At 64.0% G+C, this 25,023-nt stretch carries 24 protein-coding genes; 17 read left to right on the top strand and 7 right to left on the bottom strand.

The features are described 5' to 3' along the window. Positions 1 to 60 precede the first annotated feature (60 nt). The 4 genes from H977_RS0131535 to H977_RS0131520 are packed head-to-tail and all read left to right on the top strand — an operon-like array spanning position 61 to position 3,914. A complete protein-coding gene (locus tag H977_RS0131535) occupies positions 61 to 843 on the top strand; it encodes an HpcH/HpaI aldolase family protein (protein ID WP_231396104.1) in 783 nt (260 codons plus the stop codon). Positions 844 to 877: 34 nt separating this feature from the next. Further along, positions 878 to 1,993 (top strand): TauD/TfdA family dioxygenase, encoded by a 1,116-nt coding sequence (locus H977_RS0131530; protein ID WP_029111607.1) that lies wholly within the window; start codon positions 878 to 880, stop codon positions 1,991 to 1,993. Continuing rightward, positions 1,990 to 3,087: a hydroxyacid dehydrogenase gene (locus tag H977_RS34270; RefSeq protein WP_051289256.1), complete on the top strand. Its 1,098-nt coding sequence runs from the start codon at positions 1,990 to 1,992 to the stop codon at positions 3,085 to 3,087. The genes H977_RS0131530 and H977_RS34270 overlap by 4 nt, the downstream gene beginning before the upstream one ends. Beyond that, positions 3,084 to 3,914 carry an enoyl-CoA hydratase/isomerase family protein gene (locus H977_RS0131520; protein WP_196808358.1) on the top strand — a complete coding sequence of 277 codons (831 nt, stop codon included), beginning with the start codon at positions 3,084 to 3,086 and terminating at the stop codon, positions 3,912 to 3,914. Before H977_RS34270 ends, H977_RS0131520 begins: the two co-directional genes overlap by 4 nt. Here H977_RS0131520 and H977_RS0131515 read toward each other — a convergent pair. Together H977_RS0131515 and H977_RS0131510 are read right to left on the bottom strand one after the other, a co-directional pair. Beyond that, positions 3,844 to 4,482 (bottom strand): TetR/AcrR family transcriptional regulator, encoded by a 639-nt coding sequence (locus H977_RS0131515; protein ID WP_081681918.1) that lies wholly within the window; start codon positions 4,480 to 4,482, stop codon positions 3,844 to 3,846. The genes H977_RS0131520 and H977_RS0131515 overlap by 71 nt on opposite strands. A 13-nt stretch (positions 4,483 to 4,495) precedes the next feature. After that, positions 4,496 to 5,818, bottom strand: a complete 1,323-nt coding sequence (locus H977_RS0131510; RefSeq protein WP_353589746.1) for an amidohydrolase family protein — start codon at positions 5,816 to 5,818, stop codon at positions 4,496 to 4,498. 56 nt (positions 5,819 to 5,874) lie between these two features. Here H977_RS0131510 and H977_RS0131505 point away from each other — a divergent pair, with 56 nt between their 5' ends. After that, a complete protein-coding gene (locus H977_RS0131505) occupies positions 5,875 to 6,669 on the top strand; it encodes a TetR/AcrR family transcriptional regulator (protein WP_029111603.1) in 795 nt (264 codons plus the stop codon). Here the strand turns inward: H977_RS0131505 and H977_RS0131500 are convergent. Then, entirely contained in the window at positions 6,658 to 7,818 is a 1,161-nt protein-coding gene (locus tag H977_RS0131500) for an acyl-CoA dehydrogenase family protein (RefSeq protein ID WP_029111602.1), read from the bottom strand. The two genes, H977_RS0131505 and H977_RS0131500, sit on opposite strands and share 12 nt — an antisense overlap. A gap of 89 nt (positions 7,819 to 7,907) precedes the next feature. Here H977_RS0131500 and H977_RS0131495 point away from each other — a divergent pair, with 89 nt between their 5' ends. Then, positions 7,908 to 8,921 carry an acyl-CoA dehydrogenase family protein gene (locus tag H977_RS0131495; protein ID WP_029111601.1) on the top strand — a complete coding sequence of 338 codons (1,014 nt, stop codon included), beginning with the start codon at positions 7,908 to 7,910 and terminating at the stop codon, positions 8,919 to 8,921. On the opposite strand, the gene H977_RS0131490 is transcribed toward H977_RS0131495, so the two are convergent. Together H977_RS0131490 and H977_RS0131485 are read right to left on the bottom strand one after the other, a co-directional pair. Further along, on the bottom strand, positions 8,903 to 9,316 hold the full coding sequence (locus tag H977_RS0131490; protein ID WP_029111600.1) for a PaaI family thioesterase: 414 nt from the start codon (positions 9,314 to 9,316) through the stop codon (positions 8,903 to 8,905). The two genes, H977_RS0131495 and H977_RS0131490, sit on opposite strands and share 19 nt — an antisense overlap. Before the next feature lie 5 nt (positions 9,317 to 9,321). Then, on the bottom strand, positions 9,322 to 10,230 hold the full coding sequence (locus H977_RS0131485; protein WP_029111599.1) for an enoyl-CoA hydratase: 909 nt from the start codon (positions 10,228 to 10,230) through the stop codon (positions 9,322 to 9,324). Positions 10,231 to 10,311: 81 nt separating this feature from the next. Here H977_RS0131485 and H977_RS0131480 point away from each other — a divergent pair, with 81 nt between their 5' ends. The 10 genes from H977_RS0131480 to H977_RS0131435 all read left to right on the top strand — a co-directional run bounded on the left by H977_RS0131480 (position 10,312) and on the right by H977_RS0131435 (position 21,510). Then, complete coding sequence (locus tag H977_RS0131480; protein WP_029111598.1) at positions 10,312 to 11,502, top strand: amidohydrolase family protein; 1,191 nt, start codon at positions 10,312 to 10,314, stop codon at positions 11,500 to 11,502. Further along, complete coding sequence (locus H977_RS0131475) at positions 11,499 to 12,599, top strand: NAD(P)H-dependent amine dehydrogenase family protein (RefSeq protein WP_029111597.1); 1,101 nt, start codon at positions 11,499 to 11,501, stop codon at positions 12,597 to 12,599. Before H977_RS0131480 ends, H977_RS0131475 begins: the two co-directional genes overlap by 4 nt. 44 nt (positions 12,600 to 12,643) lie before the next feature. Further along, a complete protein-coding gene (locus H977_RS0131470) occupies positions 12,644 to 13,246 on the top strand; it encodes a nitroreductase family protein (RefSeq protein WP_036477991.1) in 603 nt (200 codons plus the stop codon). 242 nt (positions 13,247 to 13,488) lie between these two features. Further along, positions 13,489 to 14,769 (top strand): MCE family protein, encoded by a 1,281-nt coding sequence (locus tag H977_RS0131465; RefSeq protein ID WP_029111595.1) that lies wholly within the window; start codon positions 13,489 to 13,491, stop codon positions 14,767 to 14,769. Further along, the gene (locus H977_RS0131460) at positions 14,766 to 15,794 is read left to right on the top strand and encodes an MCE family protein (protein WP_029111594.1); all 1,029 of its coding nucleotides are present in this window, start codon (positions 14,766 to 14,768) and stop codon (positions 15,792 to 15,794) included. The genes H977_RS0131465 and H977_RS0131460 overlap by 4 nt, the downstream gene beginning before the upstream one ends. Then, positions 15,791 to 16,885, top strand: coding sequence for an MCE family protein (locus H977_RS0131455; RefSeq protein ID WP_029111593.1), 1,095 nt, complete (start codon positions 15,791 to 15,793; stop codon positions 16,883 to 16,885). The genes H977_RS0131460 and H977_RS0131455 overlap by 4 nt, the downstream gene beginning before the upstream one ends. Continuing rightward, on the top strand, positions 16,882 to 18,258 hold the full coding sequence (locus H977_RS0131450; RefSeq protein WP_029111592.1) for an MCE family protein: 1,377 nt from the start codon (positions 16,882 to 16,884) through the stop codon (positions 18,256 to 18,258). Before H977_RS0131455 ends, H977_RS0131450 begins: the two co-directional genes overlap by 4 nt. Then, complete coding sequence (locus tag H977_RS0131445; protein WP_051289254.1) at positions 18,255 to 19,415, top strand: MCE family protein; 1,161 nt, start codon at positions 18,255 to 18,257, stop codon at positions 19,413 to 19,415. The genes H977_RS0131450 and H977_RS0131445 overlap by 4 nt, the downstream gene beginning before the upstream one ends. After that, the gene (locus H977_RS0131440; protein WP_029111590.1) at positions 19,415 to 21,010 is read left to right on the top strand and encodes an MCE family protein; all 1,596 of its coding nucleotides are present in this window, start codon (positions 19,415 to 19,417) and stop codon (positions 21,008 to 21,010) included. Before H977_RS0131445 ends, H977_RS0131440 begins: the two co-directional genes overlap by 1 nt. Further along, positions 21,007 to 21,510, top strand: coding sequence for an Rv2253/PknI dimerization domain-containing protein (locus tag H977_RS0131435; RefSeq protein ID WP_231396103.1), 504 nt, complete (start codon positions 21,007 to 21,009; stop codon positions 21,508 to 21,510). The genes H977_RS0131440 and H977_RS0131435 overlap by 4 nt, the downstream gene beginning before the upstream one ends. Positions 21,511 to 21,699: 189 nt before the next feature. On the opposite strand, the gene H977_RS0131425 is transcribed toward H977_RS0131435, so the two are convergent. Next, positions 21,700 to 22,215: a TetR family transcriptional regulator gene (locus H977_RS0131425; protein WP_231396102.1), complete on the bottom strand. Its 516-nt coding sequence runs from the start codon at positions 22,213 to 22,215 to the stop codon at positions 21,700 to 21,702. A 249-nt stretch (positions 22,216 to 22,464) separates the two neighbouring features. Between H977_RS0131425 and H977_RS0131420 the strand changes: the two genes are divergently transcribed. Next, positions 22,465 to 24,051 carry an FAD-dependent oxidoreductase gene (locus H977_RS0131420; RefSeq protein WP_029111587.1) on the top strand — a complete coding sequence of 529 codons (1,587 nt, stop codon included), beginning with the start codon at positions 22,465 to 22,467 and terminating at the stop codon, positions 24,049 to 24,051. Here the strand turns inward: H977_RS0131420 and H977_RS0131415 are convergent. Next, entirely contained in the window at positions 24,029 to 24,931 is a 903-nt protein-coding gene (locus H977_RS0131415; protein WP_029111586.1) for a DMT family transporter, read from the bottom strand. The two genes, H977_RS0131420 and H977_RS0131415, sit on opposite strands and share 23 nt — an antisense overlap. Positions 24,932 to 25,023 lie beyond the last annotated feature (92 nt).

Genomic DNA, 25,023 nt, shown 5'->3' with positions numbered 1-25,023 from the left:
CCGATAATGGCGTATGCGAATCGGTGCAAATGATCGTTCTCGTTGCGTAAGGTGAACCTGGTGCAACAAAATTTCAGGACGAAGCTGCGCGGCGATCGGCTGCTACTGTGCCTGGCCCTGTTGAACTCCCGAACTCCCGAGGTCCCCGCCATCGCCGCCGCCTGCGGTTACGACGCGATCTATGTGGACCTCGAACACACATCCACATCGCTGGATACCGCCGCTCTGATGTGCACCGGAGCCGCCGGGGCCGGCATTGCGGGCTTGGTCCGGGTGCCCTCGCGCGACCCGAGTGTGATTGCCCGAGTTCTCGATGCGGGAGCCGTGGGAATTATTGTGCCACACGTTAATTCGGCAGACGAGGCGACCGCGGTGGTGGACGCGACCCGATTTCCACCCATCGGGCGGCGGTCGATCTCCGGTCCCACTGTGGTCAGCGGATTCGGTCCGCGAAGTCCGTCGGAGCTTGCCGCCGCACTGGAGGATCGGACTGTGGTAGCGGTGATGGTCGAGACTCCCGATGCGGTTGCGGACTGTGAGGCTATCGCCGCTGTGCCGGGGCTCGACATGATCCTGCTCGGACCGAGTGACCTGACCGCCGAGATGGGAATTCACGGCGATTATGAGAATGAGCGTTTCCGTTATGCGGTAAGCTCTGTTGCAGCGGCCTGCCGTAGGCACGGCGTGGCACTCGGGATTGCCGGTATCAAGTCGGTAGACCTGCTGGAACGTTTCGTCGGCCTGGGCCTGCGATTCATCTCGGCCGGTACCGATGTCGGGATGTTGACCGAAGCGGCCACCTCCCGGGCGCTGGCGCTTCGTGCCCTGTCGGCCGGTCGCTGACAGCACAGGCCGCGTCACGACGACAGGAGCACGGATGCCCACCGCGATTTACACCGAACAGGTCACCGACTCGATGGCCTGGACCGGCGCCGATTTCACCAGCAAGGAGGACTTCTGCTTCGATCTGTCGGCACGCAACGTGGCGGCGCTGGAGTCGATCCTGGTGAAGACGGCCACCAAGGACCGGGATGACATCACCTTTGACGACGTCCGCCACCCCGACCTGGATGACGACCTCGGGAAGTTGTATCGGGATCTGATGTTCGGCAAGGGGCTGGCGTGCGTCCGCGGGTTCCCGGTCGAGCAGCATTCGGTGGAGGATCTCGAGCGCATCTACTGGGCTTTCTGCTGGCACCTCGGTTATCCGGTGTCCAACAACTCCTTTGGGCATCGACTGGTGCGGGTGCAGGAGGAGATCCTGCCCAACGGAGTGCAGCCGGCACGCGGTACGAAATCCAGCGCGGAGTTGGCCATGCACAACGATGCTGCCGACATTCTGTCGCTGCTGTGTGTCTATCCGGCGCTCTCCGGCGGCGAAAGCCAGTTCGCCAGCGGCCCCGCCGCGCACAATCGGATTCTCGTCGAGCGGCCGGACTTGCTCAAGGTGCTGTATCAGGGTTTCCCGCACCATCGCCGCAGCGAGCAACCCGATGACCAGCCCGACGTCACACCCTATGACGTGCCGGTGTTCTCCCAGATCGACGGCCGCATCTGCATCAATTTCACCTACAGCAGCATCCTTCCGGCGATGAAGACGATCGGTCGTGAATTCACGCCAATCCAGGAAGAGGCGATCGAACTCCTGCGCAACATTCTCGTGGAGCAGCAGGCGGAGTTCCGGCTCGAATCGGGTGAGGCGGCGGTGGCCAACAATTTCGCGATGTGCCACTCACGTTCGGACTTCGTCAGCAGCAACGATCCCAAGAAGGCGCGTTGTTTCCTCCGCGCCTGGATGGAGGTACCGCGTAAAGACCGTCGACTGCCACTGGGGCGTGAGTACTTCCACATGGAGAACAAGGATCTGCGGCTCGGCTACGACGTCGTCGAAGGTCGTGACGGCACCATCGCACGCAATGACTACAAGAACGTCGACCCCGCGCTGGCTGACATGTTCAAGGCCGCGCAGACCAAGCCAAAGCTGAACAGGTGACCGGACATGGGCGGCAACCGCGGCTGGTCTACGAGCGGTGGACCGACCCGATCGCCGACGAGGTGCTCGGGCTCGCCGATATCGACGTCGTCAAGCTGGACCTCGTGGCGTCCGACGAACAGAATTGGGCGGCGCTCGAGTCGGCGCACGGCTACCAGGTGGCCACCCGCACCGACACGGCCTCGGTATCCGGGGGAGCGCGGTGGCTCGTCGGACCTGAGCTGATCTCGCGCTGTGAGAACCTGTTGGCCGTTTGTTCGGCCGGTGCCGGGTATGACGTGATCGACGTGGAGGCCTGTACCCGCGCCGGGGTCGCGGTGTGCAACAACTCTGGCCCGGGGGCCGAGGCCGTTGCCGAACACGCACTCGGATTCATGCTCGACCTGGCGAAGAAGATCACGGTCTCGGACCGGACCTTGCGTGCGGGCACCCTGGAGAACCGGCTGACGTTGCGGGGCACCCAATTGCTGGGCAAGACCCTCGGTGTGATCGGACTGGGGGCCATCGGAAGTCGGTTGGTGGAACTCTGCGCACCGTTCGGGATGGAGGTCCTGGTCTTCGACCCGTACTTGGACGACGCGACGGCTACCGGCCGCGGGGTGACCCGGGTGGCCCTGGCGGAGCTGGTGCGACGATCGGATTTCGTGCAGGTCACCTGTCCGCTCACGGCGGAGACCACGGGCCTGATCGGGCATGCCGAGTTCGCCGCCATGAAGCCCACCGCGTATTTCATCACGACCGCGCGCGGGCCGGTACACGATGAGTCCGCCCTGTTGGACGCCCTTCGCAGTGGTGGTATCGCCGGGGCGGGCTTGGATGTATTTCACACCGAGCCGCCACGTGCCGATGATCCGCTACTAATGATGGCCAATGTGGTGGCCACCCCGCACACCGCGGGCATCACCGTCGAGGCTTCCCGCGATATCGCGGTGGCCACCGCCACCCAGTGGTCGATCATCTTCGGTGGCCAGTTGCCACCGCGTTTGCTCAATCCTGATGTGTGGCCTCGCTATTGCGAGCGTTTCCACGACGTGTTCGGGTTCCGTCCCAGTACCGAACCGGACCCGGCAGATCTCGACCCGAACCGAAGGTGACCAGCGTGGGATATCAAACAATTGAGTTCGCGGTGCGCGGACACACGGCCTGCGTGACCCTTAACCGTCCCGAGGTGCTCAACGCCATCAACGACGAGATGATCGCCGAACTGGCCGAGGTCTACACCGAGATCGAATTCTCGCAGGACATCTGGACCGTGATCGTCACCGGCGCCGGCCGGGCGCTGTGCGTGGGTGCCGATGTCAACAAGGCAGCCGACCACGACATGGACAATGCGGCGGGCATCGACAACCAGGGTGAGCCCATTCTGAGCTCGCTGCGGCAGTGGGATGCTCCGCAGGAGGCTACGCCGCCTTGGCTTCAGATGACCAAGCCGATCATCTGTGCGGTGAACGGAATCGCCTGTGGCGCAGGAATGGATCTTGTCACCACGGCCGATATCACCATCGCTTCGGAGACCGCGACGTTGATGGATCCGCATGTGAGCATCGGGGTGACCTCCGGTCGGGAAGCTGTGCGGCTGGCCCGGATCCTCCCGCTGCCGGTGGCCATGCGACTGGTGCTGATGGGTCGGCACGAACGCCTGGACGCTCGGCGTGGCTATGAATTGGGCATCTTCACCGAGGTGGTACCTGCCGAAGCGTTGCTGGACCGGGCTTGGGAGATCGCCGGCATCGTGAATGCGAATGCGCCGCTGGCGGTGCGCGGTTCGCGTATGGCGGTACGGAAGGGTCTGACGCTGCCGATCTATGAGGCCGAGCTACTTGCCGAGAACTACCGTATGAAGGTGGCGCTCACGAAGGACGCGGTCGAGGGTCCGCGGGCATTCCTGGAGAAGCGCACGCCGCAGTGGCGAGCGCGCTAGCGCGAACTCCGGAATCCTGGCGCGCGAGCAGGCGCACTGTCACGGCTAGCCGACGACGCAACTCAGTCGCGCTTATCCTGTTGTGGGACAACGCCAGTACGTTGGCTGCCCATACGTCGGAGAGCAACATCCCGACGGCTTCGTGATGGCCGGAATCGTCGTCACCGAGTGCGGATGCGAAGATTTCGATCAGCCTGGCACGGATATTCTCGACCTGATCCGCCGCGTTGACATCGGCGGCGGCATATGCGCGGGCCATTGCCTCGGCGAGCAGTGGACTGTGATGTAGTGACGCATACAGCGCATCGACCACCGACCAGAGCCGATCGAATGGGTCGTCGGGCACCCGGATCTCGCGCGCGGCGCGGATTTCGAATTGTTCCAGCCAGCGCTCGAGGGCGGCCACCAGAATGTGGTGTTTGGACGGGAAGTACCGGTACAGCGTCGCGGTGGAGAGGTCGGCATGCGTTGCGACGGCCCGCATGGTGACCGCGTCATATCCGCCGGCCGCTGCAAGAGAACCGGCAGCAGCGACAATGCGAGCCCGGCGATGATCACTTGGCCTCATCGGAAGCCGCGAGCTACGTCAAACCGAAGAAGTTCTTGGCGTTGGTGGACAGCACTTTTCGTTTGGTTTCTTCATCCAGCCCGGCGGTGGCTCTGTTAGCGACGTCGGTGCTGTGCGGCCAGTTGGTGTCGTTGTGTGGGTAATCGGTCTCGAACATGAGCTGATCGGGTCCGACCAGGTCGAGGATCCGGAACGCCACCGGGTCGCCGAAAGTCGAAAACCAGACCCGGCCCGGTACCTGAGTGCTGGGCGGCTCGGTGAGCAAGGGATGAATGCCACCCCAGGCTCGGCGATCTTCCCAGACCTCATCGACCCGTTGCAGGTAGTAGGGGATCCAGCCGGCTTGTGCTTCGGCGAAGGCGAGTTTGAGTTTCGGGAATTGCCTGAGCTTGGCGGAGAACAGCCAGTCCACCAGCGCGATGGTGCAGTTGACCGCCATGAGCGCACTGGTGACGACGTGCGGGGAATCGGGGGAGGACTTTGTCAGCGAGGAACTCGACCCGATGTGCAGCATGATGCCGACATTGTTGCGCTCGCAGGCTGCGAAGAACGGGTCCCAATAGCCGCTGTGGATGGACGGCAGATCCAATCGCGCGGGCAGTTCTGAGAAGCAGACGGCCGGCATCCCCTTGGCGGCCACTCGCTCAACTTCCTTGGCGGCCAGCTTGACATCCCAGAGCGGGATGATGCCGAGCGGGATCAGCCGCCCGTTAGAGCCCGCGCCCCACTCCTCGATCTGGAAGTCGTTGTAGGCCTGTACACACAGCAGGGCGAGATCTTTGTCCTTGCCGTGCAGGAACCGCTGCCCACAGAAACGCACGAGTGTGTTCGGGAAGCAGGCCGAGGCCTCGATCCCGGCGATGTCCATGTCGGCAAGGCGATCGGCCGGACTGTAGCAACCGGGCCGCATCTCGTCGTAGGTGATCGGGTCGGTTGTCAGCTCGTCGATTTCATAGCCGACTGCCGCGCTGATCAGCGGGATCGGGATGATCGCATCTTCGTAGTGCCAGATGTCGGCATCGCGGCCGTCCTCGTCATCGATGAACGCGACATCCGAAGTGACGGTAGGGTCCATGCGCCCGCGATGCCGGATGATGCGCGGACCGACGTCCCGATAGCGCGCCGGCAGTCTGCTCGTCCACAGATTCGCAGGCTCCACCAGGTGATCGTCGGGCGAGACGATGGGGATATCGGTAGAGAGGGCTGAGCTCAACGCTGCACTCCTTCGGGGCGGTTGATACAACACATTCCCTAATTCGAGAATGACTGTTTTCACGATAGCGCATGATGTCTGGTACGTATCGTGCCGGGGGGTGCGGAAGGTGAAAATCAACATACCCGTGAATGTAGATCGCAAATTCTCGTCGCCGATCCCGTATCCTGCTAGGCATCATGAACGCGAAAAAGGGCACGAGTCCCGGTGGTGCGGGAGCCGGCTTGGAGATCGTTGATGCCGAGTTGGACATCCCCGCGACGACGTGGCAGCAGCGGACCATCGAACGACGGCTCAGCACCGCGCGGGCGCGAGCACTGGCGCGCAGCTCCCGGTTTCTGGCCACCGCGCTGGAACTAGTCGAGGAGTCCGGTCGCGCAGACTTCACCATCCAGGCCCTGATCGACCGCTCGAACTTGAGCCTGCGGGCCTTCTACCAGCACTTTGCTGGTAAGGAAGAACTGCTCCTCGCGCTGTATGAGAATGTCACCAGCCAGTTCACCGAGAGCATCCGCCAAGAGGTCGCGGCGGCGGATGGTCCGATGGACCAGCTCGAAGCCTTCTGCCGAGGATTCCTCTCCCGGGCGGAATCCTCGGAGAAGGTCGGCGGTCGGGTGATGACCATTTACAACCTGAGCCTGGAGATCGAGCGTCCCGCTGATTTCGCGAAGATCTGGGAGCCGCATCACAGGCTACTGACCAAGATCGTCACGTCCTGTTCACGGGCTGGACTGGTGCGCAAGGACCTGACCCCCGCCCAGTTGACCACGCTGTTGAACTCCACGCTGACTGCACTCGCGCAGATTGGGGTCTTCCAGGTTGGGGTCAAAGCAGTCGCGCTCAGCGAGGATCAGCTCTGGGCCTGGTGCAAGCAGGCGGTCTCGCCGCCTTCCGACGAGAAGCCGAAACCTGCGCGGGCGAAGTCTGCGCCGCGCACCGGTGCGGCTCGCAGGTCCGGCAAGCTAACGGGGTAGGCCGAGGCCGCGCTGGGCGATTATCGATCGCTGTACCTCACTGGTGCCCGCATAGATCGTGGTGCCCAGCGAGAACCTCAGTAACTGGTCGAATCTGCCCTGTTCGGATGCGGTTGGGTCGAGGAAGCTGCGCACCCCGTCCGTCCCGACCAGTTCGAAGATGTCCTGGCTGGCGCGCTCCAGCGCCTCGGTGCTGAAGACCTTGGACATCGGGCCCTCCGCGACCGGGTGCCTGCCCTGTTCACTCATCCACACGCAGCGTCGCAGCAGCAACTCTGAGACCTCTGTTTCCATTGCGACCCTGGCGATTCGGCGTCGCACATCGGAGGCGACGATGGGTGGCTGACACCCCTCGGCCGAGGACATCTGCGCCCACCGCTCGGCGTGGTGCAGGAGCCTGGCGATGTGGGGGCCCCAGCCGGACGCGTGTTCATCCTGCAGGGACAACCCGAGAACCTGCCAGCCGCCGTCGATCTCGCCGATCCGCCACCGGTCGCCGATACGGACGTCACTGTAGAAGGTGATGTTGGTGCGCTCTCCGGATAGCGTCCAGACGGCCTGTGCCTCGAATCCTGTGCTGTCCAGCGGCACCAGGAACATGGTGAGCCCCTTGTGCTTGGGCTTCTCCGGGCTGGTGCGGGCGAGCAGGAACACGTAATCGGCGATGTGGCCGTTCGTGGTGAACATCTTGGAGCCGTTGATCACCCAGTCCTCGCCATCACGTACGGCGCGAGTGGCCGCCGCGGCGACATCCGAGCCACATTCGGGTTCGGTGAAGCCCAGCGCGATCGTGAGATCCCCGTTCATCGCGGCCGGGACGATCCTTTCCCGAAGCTCCGGGGAGCCGATGGCGCGGATGATGGATGCCACCATTCTGGTGGTTTCCGACAGGTAGACCGGTGCGTCGAATCGCATCATGAGTTCCTTGACCACATGCTCAGCCCATGGACCGCGATCCTGGCCGCCGAACTCGACCGGCCAACTCGGGGCGAAGTAGCCTTTCTCGACCAAACCCTTGGCGAAGCCGTCGTCATGGGCGACACCGCTGCGATAGGTCTGCTCCTCGAACTCCGGCGTAAGGACTTCCTGTAGGTGTGCGCGCACCTCGTCGCGGAATGCCATGGTCTCCGAATCAAGCCGAAAGTGCATGTCCTACCCTCTGTCGTCGAACCGTTCGTGTAGATACTGATACTCTCAAAATTGAGAATTATCATATCCGCAGGAATGGAGCGAGCGACGTGGACCTGACTCTGTCCGAGGAACAACGCCAGCTCGTTGATTCGTTCGGTGCCCTGTACATGCGGGAATCCAGCGCTGAGCGGGTGCGTGCCGCCGAACCGCTGGGATTCGACCCCGCCCTGTGGGCGGCGCTGAGGGCTACCGGTGTGGTCGAGATGGCGGTCCCCGAGGAGCACGGCGGCTGGGGTGCATCAGTGCTGGAACTGGCGTTGGTGTCCGAACAGCACGGCAGGGCAACGGGTTCCGCTCCGGTGATCGAGGCACAAGTGGCCGCCTGGCTGCTGGCTCAATGCGGTGCCACCGGCGCAGAGTTGCTTGACTCGGCGATGACAGGGGGCCGGTTGGTCACCTTTGCCCCGCGCGGTGCCTCCCGGCCCGAACTCACACTGGTACCGGGGGGCGCGGTCGCCGACGTGGTGATCGCGCTGATCGGAGACCGCTTGGTGGCCTCGCCGATTCGGACGCGCACCATCGTCGAGAACCTCGGTACGCTGCCGCTGGCCGATGTGGAGATCGGTGCGGAGGTCGTCACCTTGGCAGAGGGAGACGCCGCCGCGGATATGCATTCGGCAGCGCTGGATCGCTGGCTCGCGTTGACCGCTGCTGCGCTGGCCGGTATCGGGGCGCGGGCCATCGAGGTGGGCGCGCAGTACGCAAAAGAGCGGCATGCGTTCGGTGCGCCGATAGGGTCTTTCCAGGCAGTCTCCCATCCGCTGGCCGACGGTGCCACCGCCGTCGACGGTGCCCGGCTGCTGGCGCTCAAGGCGGCGTGTGCGTTCGACGACGAGCCCGGCCGGGCAACCGAACTGTCCGCCATGGCATTTGCCTTCGCCGCCGAGTCCGCCCGCGCGGCCACCCGCACGGCCCTGCATGTACACGGTGGGTACGGCTTCGGTATGGAGGCCGACGTTCAGCTGTACTTCCGCCGCGCCCGCGGATGGACGATGGTGTACGGGGACCCCGTGACCGCACTGGACAGGGTCGCGGACGCCCGCTACGGGACCGCCTGCTGATCGGCGGTCCGCGGCCGCACGACCGCGAAGCTGAGCGTGGCACGGGCGGCGAGCCCTTCATCGCCGATATCGAAGACGTCCACCGCGACCACGATGATGCTTCTGCCGGCCCGCACCATCGTCGCCACCGCCCGCGCCGGCCCAATGTTGATCGGTGCCAGGTAATGGATCGCCATATCCGCCGTGCTCACCCCATTGTCGGGCCCGGCGACGGACATCGCGAGGCGCCCACCCGCGATATCGACCAGGGTTGCCACCAGCCCGCCCTGCAAGGCGCCGCGTGCGTTCGCCAGATCGGGGCGGTTGTGCAGGTCGACGATGACCGTATCGGCGTCGTCGGCGATGTCGAAGAACGGGAGTTCGCCGAAGAGGTGGCCGGGGATCGTCACCTCCATGGGCCTCATTCGTGTGCCCGGACCTGATCCTTGAGCGCGAGTACCACCGGCGGGGCGCTGCGCCAGTCCGGCACCCCCTGCTCGGGGCCCGCGGTGGCCAGTTTGTCCTCGCGGATACCGGCCCAATGCGAGTGATTGAGCTGGTGCAGGGTGAAACACGCCTGCAGGGAGTTGTGGAAACCCATGTTGTCCTGAGTTTGATTGACGGACTCCTTGATGAGTAGAGCGGCCATGGTGGGCACCGTGGCGATGCGGCGGGCGAGTTCAAGTGTGTTGTCGGCAAGGTCGTCGCGGGTGAACACCTTGCTGACCATGCCCAGCCGGTGTGCCTCGTGGATGTCGATGGCATCACCGGTGAGCATCAGCTCTTTGGCCTTTCGCGGACCGAACTCCCAGGGATGGCCGAAGTACTCCATGCCACACATGCCCAGCCGGGTGCCGACCACATCCGCGAATCGCACGTCATCGCTGCCGACGATGAGGTCACAGGCCCACATCAGCATCAGACCGGCGGAGAACACATCGCCGTGTACCTGGGCGATGGTGATCTTGCGCAGGTTGCGCCAGCGCAGGGTGTTCTGGAAGAAGTAGTGCCATTCCTGCAGCATGCATTTCTCGGCACCCTCGCGAGTTCCACCGTTGATGGCCGCCGTCGGGTGCTGGTCGGGACCGGGCAGGTATTCGCTGATGGCCTGTTTTGATCCGATGTCGTGGCCCGACGAGAACATTTTGCCCTCACCGGCCAGGATGACCACCCGGACGGTGTCATCGGCCTCGGCGGCGCCGAAGGCCTCGTCGAGCTCCACGAGCATGCCGCGGTTCTGGGCGTTGCGCTGATCGGGGCGATTCAGCGATATCCGCACGATTGCGCCGTCGTCGTAGCTCTGCCACTTCAGGAACCGGTATCCGCTCACTGTTCTCCCTATGCCGCTTGTGGTAATGATGTTATCGGTCAGTGAGAAGCAATGTTCTCATAACGCGTCAGGAGAGCCCCCATGACCCAGCCGGTCCGCGAGATCTGGGATGCCGACAACCATCTGTACGAACCCACCGACGCCTACACTCGGCACCTGCCCAAGCAGTACCGCAGCGCGATCCGGTGGATCCAGGTCAACGGCCAGACGAAGCTGATGATCAAGGGTCGGCTCACCGACACCATTCCGAACCCGACCTACGATGTGGTCGCGTCTCCAGGGGCCTGGGCGGACTACTTCCGCGGGATCAATCCGGATGGAAAGTCATTGCGGGAGTTGGCCAATCCCATCGCCTGCCCGGATTCGTTCCGGCGGGTCGAAGATCGGTTGGCCCTGCTCGAGGAGCAGGGTGTGCACGCCTGCGTGATGTTCCCGACCACCGGCGGCATGCTCGAAGAACGGATGACCGATGATATCGAACTCGCGCACGCGGTCGTCCACGCGTACAACGAGTGGCTGTTGGAGGAGTGGAGCTTCGACTACCGCGGGCGCATCTTTGCGACGCCGGTGATCACCCTGCCCGATGTCGACAAGGCTGTGGCGGAGCTGGACTGGTGTGTAGAGCGGGGCGCGCGTGCGGTGCTGGTGAACCCTCGGCCGGTGGCGACCATCTCCGGTCACACCACCTCGATGGGCCAGCCGTACTTCGATCCGTTCTGGGCGCGACTGGCCCATCACGGCATCCCGGTGCTCATGCACGCCTGCGACTCCGGCTACGACCGGTACAGCCGTGACTGGGAAGGGGCCGGGGCCGAGTACCTGCCGTTCAAGCCCGATGCCTTCAAGACGATTGTGTACGAGGACGCGCGATCAATCCTGGACACCTGCGCGGCCTTGGTTGCCCATGGTGTCTTCACGCGGCACCCGGGCGTACGGGTGGGTGTCGTCGAGAACGGCGGCAATTGGGTGCCCAGACTGGTCGAACTCTTCGACCGGGTTTACAGGAAGATGTCCGCGGAGTTCGCCGAACACCCTGTCGCCCAATTCAAACGGCACGTCTGGGTGAATCCGTTCCACGAGGAGGACATGACCGGACTCATCGACCTGATCGGTGCCGACCGGGTGCTGTTCGGGTCGGATTATCCGCATCCCGAAGGCCTGGCACGCCCGGCGGAGTTGACTCCCGAGATCGCTGCCCTCGACGAACCGATGATCGATAGCATCATGGGCGCCAACCTGCGCGAGCTGTTGACCGCGGTGCCGCGAGTATGAGCAGTCCGAGGGTCATTCTCTGGGGACCGGGCCAGGTCGGCATCGGGGCATTGCGCGCGGTCATCGCGCATCCCGGTCTCGACCTGGCTGGGCTGATCGTGCATTCGGAGGCCAAGGCCGGCCGCGACGCCGGCGATATCTGCGGCATGCCCGACACCGGGGTGATCGCCACCCGAGATATCGATGCCGCTCTCGCGATCGACGCCGATGTCGTGGCGTTCTTCGCTTCCGGCGACTACCGCTACCGCGAAGCCGCTGAGGACGTGGCTCGTTGTCTGCGTGCCGGCAAGAACGTGGTGTGTACATCGCTTGTGCCGCTGTGTTATCCGCCGGCCGCAGACCGTGAAACCGTTCAGCTGCTGGAGGCTGCCTGCCGCGAGGGCGGCACCAGCCTGTTTAACAGCGGCGTCGATCCCGGCTGGGCCAACGATGTCATCGCCCTGACCATGACCGGTTTCAGCAGTCGGGTCGAAACCATCACCATGCTGGAGATCCTCGACTACGGCCCGATCGCGCAGCCCGACATCATGTTCGACTTCATGGGCTTCGGCCACGAACCCGACTACCCGGCACCGCTTTTCGATACAAGCCGACTGTCCGCGCTGTGGTCTCCGATCGTTCACCTGGTCGCCGACGGTGTCGGGCTGCCGCTCGATGATGTGGTCACGACGGTCGACAAATGGATGGCGACCGAGCGGTACGAGGTCGCCTCCGGATGGATCGAACCGGGCACCATGGGCGGCATGCGGTTCAAACTCGCCGGCATCGTCGACGGGGAGAAGCGAATCATGTTGGAACACATCACCCGGATGGGGGGACAGTCGGCGCCGGAATGGCCGCGGCACCCGTCACCGCACGGCGGCTACCGTGTCGTCGTCGACGGGATGCCCACATATACCGTAGATATCGAGATGCACGGACGCGGCAACAACATGCGCGGGCTTACTTACGCGACCGTCATGCGGGAACTCAACGCCATCCCGGCCGTCATCAAGGCCGAACCCGGCCTACTGTCCACGTTGGACCTGCCGTTGGTCACCGGACCTGTGCGGGGAGGCAGCTGGCGAGGCGTCCTGTCCCAGGCGGTGGAAGCGTGACCCAAAAGACGACCGAACAGGTTTCGGACGACCTCTGGACAGTCATGAGCACCGCGACGGCCGTCCGGCGGTACCGCGACGAGCCCGTCCCGGATGCAGTCCTGGAGAAGTGTCTGGCCGCGGCATCCTGGGCGCCGTCGGGCGGTAACGGGCAGCCGTGGCGGTTCGTGGTGCTCGATACGCCTGAACTCCGTGAGCTGATCACCGCTGCGGCGCGGCGCACCTGGGAGGTGATGAAGGGCTTCTACAAACTGCCGGCAGTCAGCGATGCAGCCGACGATCCGAAATCCCGCACGCTGCGGACCATGGCCGAACACATGCAGGTCGGCGGTGCCGCACCCGTACTGGTGTTGTTCTGCGTGCAGCCACAACGTGGAACGACGGAACTCCAGCAGGGCGGATCGATCTTCCCTGCGGTGCAGAACTTCCTGCTGGCAGCTCGTGCCCAGGGGTTGGGTGCTGCCATCACGCTGTGGCAGGACGCCTGCGATGCCGAATTGCGTTCTTCCATAGGTATTCCCGGCGACTGGAAGATCGCGACACTGCTAACGGTGGGGTGGCCCGCAGGGCGGCATCATCGCGTCCGTCGCCGACCGCTGTCGGAAGTCGCGATGCGTGACCGCTGGGACCGGCCGTGGCCGGCCTGACCGATGTGATGTCGCTGGAGAAGTTCATGAGAACGGCACTTAAGCAAGAAAGAATATCTGGATTCTCTTTTCAGAGATGAAGTATTTGCATACGATGATCGATGTGTTGTCCATCACTGCTCAGTGAGAGGTTTGGTGATCGGACGAGTGGACAGCCCGCAGCCCACCGGTATCCCATAGCAGTGGCCGTTCGAGCAGCCATACCGTGACCAGAGCGTTTCGACAGCCGGGAAAAGAGTTCAGTGACAAGACATATCGGGCCCGGCGCGATACACCGATCGGAGACCGACAGCCATGCAGGTCCGGTGGGTGGCAAGGCGGGCCGCAGTTTCGGGGTGCGCGGATTCATCCGGCCTCTCGCCGGTATGCTCACCCTTCTCGTGGTTGGCGCGATCGTGACGCTGAGCGCCGCGCTGTTTCGCGGGAGCTTCGACAACACTGTGCCCGTCACTGTTGTCTCTGACCGCGCTGGTCTGGTCATGAACCCAGACGCCAAGGTAAAGATGCGAGACATTCAGATCGGCAGGGTGTCATCGATCGAACAACGCGCAGATGGCAAGGCGCTCTTGCATTTGGCCATCGATCCAGCAGCCGTGTCGATGATTCCTGCGAACGTTCGTGTCGACCTGGCGTCTTCGACTGTGTTCGGTGCGAAGTTCGTTTCGCTGAACGCACCGCCGAATCCCTCTAGTGAAACTGTGCGTGAAGGTCAAGTGATCGAAAGTGATCACGTCACTGTCGAGGTCAACACGGTATTCGAGCAATTGACGTCTGTGCTGTCGACGATCAAACCTGAACAGCTGAACGAGACCTTGAGCGCCCTTTCGACTGGACTCAACGGCCGAGGGCAGACTCTTGGCGACATGATCGCCGACGCCAACGCCGCACTCACCCAAATTCGCCCAAGTCTGCCCAGCCTGAGCCATGACATCGCTGTTGCGCCCGAAGCGTTGAACGCGTACGCGGACGCAGCGCCGGACCTGCTCACCACCATGAACAACGCAAGCCAAATCAGCAAGACCATCGTGGACCAGCGTGACGGATTGGATTCGTTGCTGACAAGCGTCATCGGACTCGCCGACATCGGAAACGACGTCATCGGAACGAATCGAACCCCGCTCACCGATGTCTTTCGGCTGCTTTCACCGATCACCGGGTTGACCAACACCTACAATCAGGCGCTCAACTGCGCCCTTGCAGGGGCAGTCAACATGTCCAAAGTCCCGCCGCTGCGGGTACCCGGGGCTGAGGTGATCGCGGGTCTGCTGTGGGGAGCGGATCCCTACCGATATCCGTCGGATCTGCCGAAGGTGGCAGCCACCGGCGGCTCGCGCTGCGTAGGCCTGCCCCAGGTGCCGTTCGAAACGCGTCCGCCCTACGTCGTTGCCGACGTCGGGACCAATCCGTGGGAGTACGGGAATCCGGGCAACGAATTCAACACCGCGGCGCTGAAGCAATGGCTGCTCGCGCAGCGCGTCGACGGTCCTCCGCGTAACTCGGCACAGATCGGAATGCCGGGATGAGCCGTGGGAGATTCACCCTGCTGAAATTCGGCAGCTTCGCCACCGTCATGGTGATCCTGTCGGCCGGGCTCATCGCCGTGTTCGCCGACTACCGCGGTGGCACGGAAGCTGGTTATTCGGCCGTGTTCGCCAACGTCTCGGACCTCAAGACGGGGGACTCCGTGCGGGTGGCCGGAGTCCGCGTCGGAACGGTGGACGCAGTCACACTGCAACCGAACAAGACCGTCGTCGTGCAGTTCGACGCCGACACCGCGGTGACACTGACGACCGGGACACGGGCGTCAGTCCGCTACCTCAACCTGGTCGGAGACCGCTACCTCGATCTCACCCAAGGCCCGGGTTCGACGCGCATCATGGCGTCGGGTTCGCAGATACCGGTCGAGCGCACTTCTCCCGCGCTTGACCTCGATGTGCTACTCAACGGTCTGAAGCCGGTCATGCAAGGGCTCGATCCCCAGGATGTAAACGGCCTCACAACCACACTGATCGAGATCATGCAGGGCCAGGGCGACAACATGCAGTCGTTGATGGCGCGTACGGCTTCCTTCACACGCACGCTCGCCGACAACGGTCAGGTCATCGAGAGCCTCATCGACAACCTCAACGCAGCGATCGGAACCGTGAGCCAGAGTGGCCGGCAGTTCGGCGGTGCCCTCGATCGGCTTCGCCAACTCGTTGACGACCTCGCGGCAGATCGCGACTCCATCGGAGTGGCGATCGAATCGCTGAGCAACGGCACTGCATCCGTGGCCAGCCTGCTCGGCGATGTTCGCCCGCCGCTGGCCGCGACGGTCGATCAGCTGAACAGGCTGGCCCCGGCATTGGATTCCGACAAGGAGCTCATTGACGGCGCATTGCAGAAGGCCCCCGAGAACTATCGCAAGCTCGCCCGAATAGGTTCCTACGGAAGCTTTTTCAACTACTACCTGTGCGGAGTCACCTGGCGGGTGAGCGATCTGCAGGGCCGCACCGCGGTATTTCCGTGGATCAAGCAAGAAACCGGAAGGTGCGCGGAGAACCCATGAACAAATACCGCGGAATGCAAGTCGTCCGTGCTGGGTTCATCGGCGTCGTGCTCATCGTCCTCATCATCGCTGTCGGCCTTCAGCCCGAGCGACTGATCAACTGGGCGTCTTCGATCAGATATCAGGCGGCTTTCGCCGAGGCCGGGGGACTCGAGCCTGGCAATCCGGTCAAGATCTCCGGAATCAAAATCGGCACCGTGACCGAGGTCAAGCTCGACCATGGCGACGTGCTGGTCACCTTCGCCGTCGATCACAACGTCCGGCTCGGTTCTCAGACGACTGCCCACATCGGTACCGGTACGCTGCTCGGTGAGCGCATGCTGACGCTCGAGTCGGCCGGGTCGGAAACGATGGCCTCCCTCGACCGAATTCCGTTGACGCGTACCGCTTCGCCGTACTCGCTCACCGACGCCGTCGGTGAGCTCACGACCAACGTCGCGCATACCGACACCGGCTCCCTGAACCAGGCTCTCGACGTGCTGTCGGGCACGATCGACCAGATCGCCCCGGAACTGGCCCCGACGTTCGACGGGCTCACCCGGCTGTCGAAGACCCTCAACGGCCGCAACGAGAAGGTCTCCGAGCTCCTCCGGAACACCTCGCAGGTGACCGACATTCTCGCTCAGCGCAGCGACGCGGTGAACACCTTGATCCTCGACGCCAATGATCTCACCGGTGCGCTGGTCCAGCGCCGCCAGGCGATCGTGAAACTCATCGCCGATACATCGGCACTGGCCCAGCATATTACGGGTCTGATCGACGAGAACCAGCAAGAGTTGAAGCCGACGTTGGACAAGCTCAACTCGGTGACGGCCGTCCTGGAAAAGAACCGTGACAACCTTGCCAAGGCGATCCCGGGTCTGGCGAAGTACGAGAGCGGCCTGAGTGAATTGGTCGCGAACGGTCCCTACTACGTCGCTTACATCCCGAATCTCACCCAAGGCTCGGTGCTACAGCCATTTCTTGACTACGCCTTCGGCTTCCGCAGAGGAACCGATGCCGGACAACCACCCGATAATGCCGGGCCGCGCGCCGAGATTCCGTTTCCGCGCAACGGTATTCCGCAGCCGCAGGAGCAGTGGGGCCGATGACCAGGAGCAGAATCACTCGATTGACCGCGTTGCTGCTGGCGGCCTTGCTGGTATCGGGAGTGGCGTGGTTGGTTCACCTGCGTTACTTCGCGCCGCGAACGCTGAGGGCGATCTTCACCACCGCGACCGCCGTGTACCCCGGCGATCAGGTGAAGGTCTCCGGGGTCCGGGTCGGCACGATCAAGTCGATCGAACCCGATGGGGCCGCTGTCCGCATGACGATGACGGTGGATCGCCACGTGCCGATACCCGCGGACGCGCGTGCTGTCATCGTCGCTCAGAACCTGATTTCCGCGCGATACGTTCAGCTCACGCCGCCGTACCGGTGGAGCGGCCCCACGATGTCCGACGGCGCCGAGATCCCGTTGGAACGTACTGCGGTGCCCGTCGAATGGGATGAAGTCAAAGACCAACTCAACAGACTCGCAAGCGAATTGGGTCCTCAGAACGGGGTTTCCGGCACCGCAACGGCACGGGTGATCGACAGCGCCGCAAATGCCATGGCGGGCAATGGACCGAAGCTTCGTGAAACGCTGGCGCAACTGTCCAGCGCCGGGAGAATCCTGGCCGACGGAAGTGGCGACATCGTCGGGACCATCAAGAACCTGCAGAAGTTCATCACGACCCTGAAGGCCAGCTCGACCCAGATCGTGGAATTCCAGGATCGGCTCGCCAGCTTGACCAGTGTGCTCGACGGCAGCAAGTCCGACCTCGACGCGATGCTGGCCAATGTTTCCGAAGTGGTCGGCGAGGTCGAGCGGTTCGTGCGAGATACCCGAGACCCGGCTGCAGAGCAGGTGAGAGGGCTGGCCAGCGTTACTCAGACCGTCGTGGATCACCAGCGAGACCTGAAACAGATCCTGCATGTTGCGCCGACTGCCATCGCGAACACGTTGAACATGTTCGACCCTCGCGATGGCGGTGCGACCGGGACCTTCACGTTTGTCAACTTCAGCAATCCCGTTGAATTCTTGTGTGGCGCAATCGGTGCGATCGAGAACACCACTGCACCGGAGACCGCGAAGCTCTGTAATCAGTACCTCGGGCCCGCGTTGAAGCAGATGAATTTCAACTACCTTCCGTTCCCGGTCAACCCCGGATTGACGTCGGTCCCGCCACCCGAGGATCTCCTGTACACCGAACCTGGGCTCGCACCGGGAGGGTCTGGACCGAAACCCGGCGCGCCGGAGACGCCACCGGCGGTCTCTGCCTATACCGGCGTCGGGGACGTGCCCGCGCCACCCGGCTATGGGCCACCACCGGGCCAGTTGGATCTCAGCGGGATGCTGATGCCGGCGTCCCCGCCCGAAGTGCCGGCGCCACCGCTCCCGGAGTCGCCGAGGCCTGCGGAAGAAGGAGCGCCGCCACGATGAGCCTATTCGGATCGCTGCGCCGTGGTGCGGTGCTGAGCTGCTGCGCCCTCATCACGGCGAGCTGCAGCTTCGGCGGGTTGAATTCGCTGCCATTGCCGGGCGCCGAGGGTCGCGGTTCTGATGCCATCACCTACCACGTCGAGATCTCCAATGTCAGCACACTGGAACCCAACTCGCCGGTGCTGCTCGATGACGTCACGGTCGGAAGCGTGCGCAGACTGCGCGTCGCGGGTTGGCATGCCGACGTGGAAGTCTCAGTGCGGCCCGATGTCCTCGTCCCGGACAACGTCAAGGCGTCTGTGGGCCAGACCAGCCTCCTCGGCTCGATGCACCTTTCCCTCGATGTGCCCGCGGACCAGGCGCCGCATGCACGCCTCGCGCCAAACTCGACGCTTCCGCTGGACGAATCCACCGCATATCCCACCACCGAGCGGACGCTGTCGACACTGTCGACAGTGGTGAACTCCGGCGGACTGGGGCAGATCGGTGACATCATCCACAACTTCGATATCGCGCTGAGTCCGCACCGATCCGACGCCCGGGAATTGCTCACCAATCTCAACGACATCGTTGGCGTGTTCGACAACCAGCAGGCCGACATCGTCGCGTCGATCCACGCGTTGAACCGATTGGCAGGCGAACTGGCTGATCAGCAGGACGTGATCACCCGCACGCTGAAGGACGTACCTCCGGCTCTGGATGTGCTGATTTCCGAACGGCCAAGAATAACAACAGCATTGGTCAAGATGGGCGTCTTTAGCGACACAACCCGTGGCTTGATCGACGACAGTCGAAACGATTTGGTCACCACATTGCGTAATCTCGATCCGACAGTCCGGGCATTGGCTGACGTCGGGCCCGACATCGACGAAGCATTGGCCTTCCTGCCGGTCATGCCCTTCGGGCAAAACGTGATCGACCGCGGGATCAAGGGTGATTACATGAACCTGTTCGCGGTGTTCGATCTCACCGTACCCCGGCTGAAGCGCGGGCTCCTTTCCGGAACCCGTTGGGGGGACGAGCATATCCAGTTGGTGCCGGCACCTGGCGACCCCGGCTACGACGCCTACTACGCGAACAATCCGCTCACGGCACCGCTTCAATCGCCACTGGCTCCACCCACACCTGCACCCGCACCTCCGACTGGGGGTGGCTGATGCTGACCCGCTTCATCCGTATCCAATTACTGATTTTTGCGATCGCCTCGGTCGTCGGGATGGTCACGATGGCCGTGGTCTACATTCAGGCGCCGACCCTGCTCGGCCTCGGCCGCATCGTCGTGCGACTCCAACTCCCCGCCGGCGGCGGGATCTACCGGATGGCCAACGTGACCTATCGGGGAGTCGAGGTCGGCAAGGTCACCGACGTCAAACTCGCTCCCGAAGGTGCCGAGGCAACGATGTCGCTCGCCTCCGCGCCACGCATTCCCGCGGATCTGGTCGCCGAAGTGCGCAGCGTCAGTGCTGTCGGTGAGCAATATGTCGATCTTCGTCCCCGCACTTCAGCACCCCCTTACTTGGAGACTGGCTCGGTGATCGCGCGGCGCGACGCGAGCATCCCACAACCTGTCGGTCCGATGCTCGACAACGTGAGCGCACTCCTTGGCAGCATCCCGAAGGACAAGTTGTCGGCACTGCTCGACGAGTCGTCCAAGGCGCTCGACGACGCAGGGTTCGACCTCGGGTCGCTCATCGATTCCTCGGCGACTGTGTCGCGGGACTTTCATTCGGTCTCTGGGCAGACGCAGGCGCTAATCGATGATTCGGGGCCGCTTTTGGATGGTCAGGCACAGTCCGCCGACGCGACCAGAACATGGGCCCGGAGCCTCGCTGGCGTCACCGACCGCCTGGTCGCAGGCGACCCCCACATCCGGACGATACTGCAGCAAGGACCGGCCGCTCTGCAGGAGGTATCGCGCCTTCTCAATAGCGTGAAGCCGACGTTACCGGTGTTGCTGGCCAACCTGACCAGCCTGGGACAGGTTGGCGTGACGTATCTGCCTTCCCTTGAGCAACTTCTGGTGTTGATCCCGCCGTATTTCGCGGATCTGCAAGCGATTGCACCGAACAACAATGCGACAGGCCTGCCGCTGGCGAACTTCAGGATCGAGATCAGCGACCCCCCGGCATGTACGGTCGGATACCTCCCGCCCTCGGCGTGGCGTTCACCGACTGATACCACGACCGTTGACACGCCCGATGGTCTGTATTGCAAACTGCCACAGGATTCCCCGATCCTGGTACGTGGTGCCCGCAACCTGCCGTGTATGGGTAAGCCAGGGAAGCGGGCACCGACAGTCGATATCTGCGAGAGCGACAAGCCTTACATGCCGTTGGCGATGCGCCAGCACGCCCTCGGTCCCGGTCCGGTCGATCCCAATCTTTTGGCGCAGGGGGTTCCACCCGATGATCGCGTGGCCTACGACGATCACACCCACGCACCTCTCAACGGCACCCCGTTGCCACCCGGCGTCGATCCCTCCGCGCCAGTGCCCGCCGCCCCGCCGCCTGCACCGGAACCCTTGCCGGGCGACGCTCCGCAGCCCGGGGCACCCGCGGCACCGTCCGCGTATTCCGAATCCTCGCCGGGCCCATCGGTTGCGGTGGCTACCTACGATCCGCGCACGGGCCGATTCATGGCGTCGGATGGTTCGACACATGTCCAGTCCAACTTGGGCGCACGACCATCGCAGGAGCAGTCGCAAGACAAGTGGAAGGACCTGATCCTCGATCCCACGGTCGGTGTGCCATGACCGCGACCTGGTCCGCGATGCGGCATGTCGCAACGGCCGTGACGACGGCAGTCGTGGTCGCCGTAGCGGGGTCGGTGCCTGTCGCACGGGCCACGTTTGAGGACATCGCGATCAACGCCACGATGCGGGCGGTATCCGATGGGCAGTGGGCCAAGACCAACGAGATCTTCCACGATGAGCCGACGGTGTCGAGCACCTGGACCATCACCTCGACATGCAGCGGCGCCTATGACTGCGTGGGGCATGTCGCCAGCGACCGCGGCTGGAGTGCCGAGGCGCGCTACGTCAGCAAACTGTGGTTCGTCACGCGCACCGTCCCTGACTGGGTGCGCTGTGACGATGGCAGCACCGCTCCGGGCAAGCAGATCTTCAAGTTCTACCGGGATCCCAACGACGCCGCTATGTTCAGGGGCTGGGACTCGACAGTCGGGCCCAGCGGTGCGTGTGGAATCAATCTGCCCCTGGCCATCGAGATGCCCTTCACGCTGAGCCCCGTGTAAGGCGATTGCCTTCCCGGGGGAGAGCGCCTGTGGATGAACTCCGCGATGGGGATAACTCTCCAGTGAATGCGAGCCGGCACCAGCTGACGGTGGCGCACTACGACGCTGACCTCGAAATCGCGGCCTCAGTACTGGATTTCGAGCAGGCCTGGGTGGCACCGTCGGGCACCTGTTGAGCCACAGCCGGTTTCAGCCTCCGGGCACGATCAGCGAGACCATGGTCTCGAGCTGGCGGGCCATCTGCCGATAGCTCATCGCCCCGGATTGGGCCTGCAGCAGTGCGCCCCAGAACACCGACTCCAATGTGGCGAGTACCTCGGGCCATGCCCCGCCGCCCAAGGCCGTCGAGATCCGGCGGTTGATCTCGGCGGCGATCCGAGAGCGGACGTCGTCGACCATGTCGTCGTCGGTGCTCACCAGGGCATGGGTGCAAGCGCGTGCCAAGCGAGGCTCATCGGCCATCAGCAACGTGAGGGCGGTGAGCTGCTCGGTGACCCGGTCGGTGGTGCTGGCCGCGGGATCGATGTCGAGCGGCAGCTGAATCACCCGGTCCAGGTACAGCTCGGCGAACACCACCTCGATAGATGGGAAATGCGCATAGAACGCGGCGGGCGCGAGTTTTGCCCGCGCGGCCAGAGCCGGCACCGAGACATCGGTCTGCGCATCGAGGAGCTGTGTCGCGGCACCGAACACACGACGGTGCATGCGAGTGCGCTGACATTGTGCGTCGTGTAGGCGAGTGACCGTAGCCACCGCTTGCCTGGACATGTGTCCAAGATATAGATCCGCGGCGGAGTTGGCAATCACTCACTGAAACTGCCTGTATCAACACATTTTCGTTACCGAGGTTCGCGCAGGTCGACTGCCGGTGGTCAGGCGCGCCGAGGTTCTCGGCTCGCTAAACCGGACAGGTGTCCAGTACGCTCGGCGGCAGATCTGAAAGGGGAGGTTCCGTTGGCTTACGTGATCACACAGAACTGCTGCAAGGACGCCAGCTGTGTTCCGGTGTGTCCGGTGGACTGCATCCGCCCGGCTGAGGGAGGACTGGATTCCGCGTCGGCCGAGATGCTCTACATCGATCCGGAATCGTGCATCGACTGCGGAGCCTGCTTCGAGGAATGCCCGGTCGGCGCCATTCATTACGAGGAGGACCTGCCTGGTGACATGCGCCGGTTCAAGGACCTCAATGCCGCCTATTTCGAGCGCCATCCACTTGAGCCGGTGAGCATCCCCGCGCCGGCCTCGCGGGCGCGGGTCGACGCGGGATCCCTGCGGGTGGCGATCGTCGGATCCGGGCCGGCCGCCTGCTATGCCGCCGCAGAGCTGATCGAGGTCGACGGCGTGGAGATCAACCTGTTCGAGAGGCTGCCCACGCCGTTCGGCCTGATCCGGGCGGGTGTGGCCCCCGACCATCAGCACACCAAGTCGGTGGTCGACATCTTCGAGCGGGCGTTCACCAACCCGCGGTTCGCCAGCCATTTCAACGTCGAGGTCGGCCGCACCGTCAACCATGACGAGCTGCTGGCTCATCACCATGCGGTGATCTATGCGGTGGGTGCGGCCACCAGCCGGCGATTGGGAATCGACGGCGAGGATCTCATGGGACACCATGCGGCCGCCGAGTTCGTCGGTTGGTACAACGGTCATCCCGACCACGCCGGTCATCAGTTCGACCTGTCGGGCGAGCGGGCGGTCATCGTCGGCAATGGCAACGTCGCGCTCGACGTCGCCCGGGTGCTGTTGATGGACCAGAGCGCGCTGGCTGCCACCGATATCGCCCAGCACACCCTGGATGCCCTGGCCGACAGCGCAATACGGGAAGTGGTGATCCTCGCCCGGCGCGGCATCGCTCACGCCGCGTTCTCGGCGGGGGAGTTCCAGGCCCTCGGGCACCTCGACGGTGTCGACGTCATCGTCGACCCGCAGGATCTTCCCGCCGACGATGAGCACGACGACATCGAAACCTCGTTCAAACTCGCCATCGCCCGCGAGTACTCCCAGCGCACGCCGACTCCCGGGAACAAGCGTGTGGTGTTCCGTTTCGGCGCCACCCCGGTCGCCATCCACGGAACCGGCCGCGCCGACGGGCTGGAGGTCAGTACTGAGCTGCACGGCACCGAGGTGATCGAGACGCCTCTGATCCTGCGGTCGATCGGTTACCGCGGACTGCCTGTCGCCGGACTGCCCTATGACGAGGACTCCGGGACGGTTCCCAACGACTCGGGCCGTGTCGTGCCCGGCACCTACGTGACCGGCTGGATAAAGCGCGGACCGCGTGGGGTGATCGGAACCAACCGGCTGTGCGCCGAGCAGACCGTGGCCCAGCTCTGGGCGGATTTCGACGCCGGCCTGCTGACCCGTGATGTCGAGAGCCGCGCGTCGCTCGATGCGTTGTTGGCGGGTCGCGGAGCGGAGGCGGTCGGGTGGTCGGGTTGGCGTGCGATCGACGCGGCCGAACGTGACCGCGGGGCCCGGGCCGCCCGGCCGCGGGTGAAGTTCGTATCGATCGACGAGATGCTCAGCGCGGGCCTGCGCGGCTGACTTCTTCCGGTTCGATCTGCGGATCGGGATCGCGTGGTGTGCGGGTCGCCAGGATCGAACCGGCGAGGATCAGGGCCAGCCCGGCGACGTTGTACACGGTGAGTGGCTCGCCGAGCACGATGACTCCGGCGGCCAGGGCAACGGCCGGGTTGACGTAGGTGAACACCAGCGCCCGCGCGCCTCCGACCTCACGAATCAGCGCGAAGAACACCACGAATGCCAGCGCGGTGCAGATCACGGCGAGTGCGGCCAGCGCGATGAGCACGCGCTGCGACGGCATCTGGTCAGGCCAGGTCATCAACGCCGGTGCGGTGTAGATCAGTGCCGCGATCGTCAGACACGCCGCGGTCAACGGAAGCGTGGGCACCTCACCCAGATACCGGGCGGCGATCAGCGGTGCGATCGCGTAACAGGTTGCCACCAACAGCACTTCGGCGATCGGCCAGCCGTGACCGCCGGCCAGCCCGGGGCCGGCGAGTACCGCCACTCCGGCCAGCCCGATTCCGAGACCGGTGATCCGCTTGGTGCCCAACCGTTCTCCACCCGTGAACCGGTCGAGCACCGCGGCGATGATGGGCGCGGTGGCGATCAGCAAGCCTGTCAGCGAGCTGCTCAGGTGACGTTCGGCATCCGAGAGCAGGAACCACGCCGCGATGATCTCGAAGAACGCGAAGGCCAGGACGGGCCGCCAATGCCGCAGCACCGGTGCCCAGGCCGCGCGCGACATCACCAGCGGCAACAGCACGGCTGCGCCGACGGCTGTGCGGGCCAGGACCAGTACGGGCACCGAGACGCCCTCGACGGCGATTTTGATCAGCAGGTACGGGATGCCCCAGATGAGGCTCATGGCGCCCAGCAGTAGCCATCCACGCACGCTCACCGGTCCAGATTACGGAAGTCTGGAACACGGACATCACCGATGAGCACCGAAATTGGAACCAGGGACGAGATCAGCGGCGATCCGGTCCCTGG

This window comes from Mycobacterium sp. URHD0025, assembly GCF_000426065.1.
Lineage (GTDB): Bacteria > Actinomycetota > Actinomycetes > Mycobacteriales > Mycobacteriaceae > Mycobacterium.
Note: the sequence above shows the minus strand (reverse complement) of the source record. Positions and strands in the feature narration are given on the sequence as shown.